Source organism: Polymorphospora sp. NPDC050346 (assembly GCF_040655695.1).
In the GTDB taxonomy this organism is placed as follows: domain Bacteria; phylum Actinomycetota; class Actinomycetes; order Mycobacteriales; family Micromonosporaceae; genus Polymorphospora; species Polymorphospora lycopeni.
The window spans coordinates 1-3,420 of sequence record NZ_JBFAKM010000092.1; the positions used below are offsets into that span (position 1 = coordinate 1).

General features: G+C 69.4%; 3 protein-coding genes. All 3 read right to left on the reverse strand.

Going from position 1 to position 3,420, the window contains the following annotated elements; all coding sequences use genetic code 11:
* Nucleotides 1-72: 72 nt before the first annotated feature.
* From AB0I42_RS37135 to AB0I42_RS37145, 3 genes are read right to left on the reverse strand one after another with little or no spacing between them, the layout of a single operon-like run.
* Nucleotides 73-1,842: a hypothetical protein gene (locus AB0I42_RS37135; protein WP_357544463.1), complete on the reverse strand. Its 1,770-nt coding sequence runs from the start codon at nucleotides 1,840-1,842 to the stop codon at nucleotides 73-75.
* Nucleotides 1,839-2,159 (reverse strand): helix-turn-helix transcriptional regulator, encoded by a 321-nt coding sequence (locus AB0I42_RS37140; protein ID WP_357544464.1) that lies wholly within the window; start codon nucleotides 2,157-2,159, stop codon nucleotides 1,839-1,841. Before AB0I42_RS37140 ends, AB0I42_RS37135 begins: the two co-directional genes overlap by 4 nt.
* Nucleotides 2,160-2,163: 4 nt before the next feature.
* The gene (locus tag AB0I42_RS37145) at nucleotides 2,164-3,249 is read right to left on the reverse strand and encodes a tyrosine-type recombinase/integrase (protein ID WP_357544465.1); all 1,086 of its coding nucleotides are present in this window, start codon (nucleotides 3,247-3,249) and stop codon (nucleotides 2,164-2,166) included.
* Nucleotides 3,250-3,420: the final 171 nt, after the last annotated feature.

Below are 3,420 nucleotides of genomic sequence, written 5' to 3' on the forward strand. Positions count from 1 at the left end.
CACTGGTCTGGAGTTCGCTTCAACTTTGCGGGATTCCGGGGCGAACTCCGGAGTGGTGGGCCTGTGAGGAGGTTAGCGGGTCGTGGAGTTGGTCGAACTGCGGACCGTGGTGACCGTGGTGATGTAGCGGTGGGCGCCTTCGACGGACAGGCCGAACAGGTTCATGAGGTGGCGGATGTCGGCGCCGGTGGCGTGGGCTTCGTCGAGGATGCGGTCGAGTCGGATGTGTTGTCCGGCGATGCCGAGTTGGTGCCGGATCCACCAGACGGTGACGGGTCGGGTGGTGATGGCGCTGCGGACGTGGATGAATACGTGTGGGTTGGGGGTGTGTGGCCAGGTGGTCTGTCGGTGGTCCAGCCAGTTGCGCAGCCGGGTCCGGACGGCGGGGGCGAGCGGGATGATCTGTTCGCCGAGGTGCAGCCGTCCGTCGTGCAGGTCGGTCAGGCGCAGGTGGCGGAGTTGGCCGACGCGGACGGCGTGGAAGGCCAGCAGCGCGGCCAGGGCGGCGGTGGCGGGCTGGCTGGAGTTCAGGTCGTCCCGCAGGACGTCGAGGTTGACCGGGCGGGGTGTGGGTGCCTGGGGTTGCGGTGCCTGCAGGCGCGCGGTCGGGTTGACGAAGGTCAGTTTGCGGGCTTTGAGGATCCGGAAGATCGACCGCAGCCCTTGCAGCATGGTGTAGCGGGCGAGCGGGTCGGTTGGGAGCACGGCGCGTACGTCGTCGACGCCGATCTCGCGCAGGGACACGTGACTGTCGGACCAGCGTTGCAGGGCGGGCAGCGCCCAGCGCAGTTGGGTGCCGATGGTGGCGTCGGTGCGGGGTTTGCGCCGCGGCGGCTGGGTGGAGCCGTTGCGCATCACGTCGAGCCAGGCGTTGAGTTCGTCGCGCATGGGTGCCGGCAGGTCGGCGGTGTGGGTGGTGAACCAGCGCAGGATGGCGGGTTGCCGGTCGTCGTCGAGCAGGCCGGCGTCGGCGAGGACGTCGGCGACGACGGCGGCGGAGTGTTTGATCCGCGACAGCAGAGCGACGTCGCTGCGGCGGATCGGCGCGCCGGGGGTGTCCTGGATGCCGAGCATGATCCGCATGGCGCGGCGGACGCGTTCGATCTTGGTTCGGCGCCAGCCGTAGCGGGTGGCGTGCTCGCCGACGAATGCGAGCAGCGCGGCTTCGCGGCCGGGGTGTGGTGGCGGTGGGAATCCGTTGCGCAGTCCGGCTTTCAGGTCGCGGACGGCGTCGAACAGGACGAGTTGGCGGTGGGTGACCGGGGTCAGCTGCCGCATGTCCGGCGGCACGGTCTTCTTGATGTAGGGGCGTTTGCCGGTGCCGCTGCGGTGCCACAGCCCGGCGATGAACAGTTGCTGGCCGTGCCGGTTCGCTTCGGCCAGGCTGATGTCGCCGGTGCGGCGGCCGAGGGTGTGCGCGACCAGGCTGCGCTGGAGGTGACACAACCGGCAGGAGCCGTCGTCGTAGAGTGCGACGGTTTGCCCGCAGGTGGCGCAGGCGGCGACGTGCCGGTGAGTTTCGCGGAAGGAGCGGCAGGCGGCGCAGGTCCAGCCGTAGGTGCGGGTGACGCCCCAGGCGTGGCAGTCCGGGCAGGCGTCGATGATGACGCGCCGCTGAGCGAGGGGTCCGGCCAGTTTCCAGGCCGGGGACTTCTGCCCAGGCGCGTGCGGGTGGCAGCGGGCGCACAGACCCGACATGTAGTAGTCGACCCTCGAGGCGCACTTGTAGCAGGGTGGGGCGGTGACCGGGCCGCCTGGCCAGCAGAGGAAGCAGTACGGGATCTCGCGCATCGCCGGTGGCCGCACCCCGCAGACGGTGCACGGCTTCAGCTTGCCGGTCATGCCGGCGGGATCGAGGTGTGTCGGCCCAGCCGCGGCGCCGGCGTGCCCGTGCTGCCGGAGCCGCCGGTGGCCTGTGCCTGCCGACGGTGGGCGGCGACCTTGTCGGGCTCGCAGATCAGCAGGTCGGCTGGGGTGCAGCCGAGCACCGCGCAGATCACGTCGAGGTCGTCGAGACGGACGGTGGTCGGGGTGCCGGTCCACAACGCCGACATCTTCCCGGCACTGATCTGCAGCCCGGCCTCGGCGAGCCGGCGGCGCATCTCGGTGGACTTCCAGATCCCGGCCTGCGCGGCGCGCATCCGCAGGTTCCACTGCATCAGATCACCCCTGAAGTGGCCCGAGACGAGCCGCGGTGCGGGCGTTGCTGGCGTTCCACGCCTGCGTCACATGCTCGACCGGGACGTGGATGTAGCGGGTCGTGGTCGACAACCACGAGTGCCCGAGGACCTCCTGGATCGCCTTGACATCCAAGCCTCGGGCATACAACGACGACGCGCAGAAATGCCGCAGCATGTGCGGCGTCAACCGGCCCTGCCAGGACGGCAACCCTCGTTTGACCGCGGCGGCCAGCCCGTCGCGCAGGGTCTGTGTCCCGGCCCGCACGCAGCAGCCGGTCAGCGGGTCCGCGCGCCGCTCGGCCGGCAGCAGCGGCGCGTCCGGGTTGGTGTAGTCCGGGCCGAACTGGTGCCGGACCTCGACCATCCACCAGTCCAGCAACTCCCGCGCGGCGTTGATCGCCGGGACCACGCGGGTCTTCACGCCGCGGCCGCGGCTGCCCTTGCCGAACCGCACGTCCACGCTGCCGTACTCACCCAGATCCCGACGCCAGTCCCGAATGTCGAGCATGGATGTCTCGTGTATCCGTAGCCCGATGCGGCGCCATAACGACGCCGCCAGGTAGTCACGCGCTGCGGGCAGGAACTTGCGGGCCTGCGGCAGCCACAGCCGCCACGCGGCGAACAGCTGCTCCACCTCATCACTCGACGGAGGCACCCGGACCGAGCCGTAGTCCGCGCGAGCCGGCCGGTTGAACTCGTCGATCACCTGTTCCACCACGACACCCGTCAACCGGTGGATGTCGCCCTGATACCGCACGAGAAGGAACTCGAAGAAATGCGCCAACGCCCACGCCTTGTGCTGCACCGTCAACCGGGCCAACCCAGACCGGCGCGCCGCGACCAGGAACCGGTCCGCGTCATCCGGCCGCGCCGTCCATACCGGACGACCGAGGAACTTGACGAACTCGAACAACACCGACCGTTCGGACGCCACCGTGCTGTCCGCGCAGCCCGCGCCCATCGCCGCCAACAGGTACTGGTCCACCAGTTCCTGCTCGAAGTCCTCGACCTCGGTCCGGCTCGACAACTGCCGCGGCGCGTCCAGCGACCGCACCACCGCCAAACCCATGACCACCACCCCAGTACACCGAAGTCGACTGTTGGTCGTGAATATCGGCAACTTTTCAGCAATCCCGACCAACAGTCAACCCGCGACCTCCACCCCAGCCGCCTGACCTGGGCAGCCACAACGCCCGGAGATCGCACCAAAGGCAAGAAGGAACTTCGTGCTGTTCCGGTA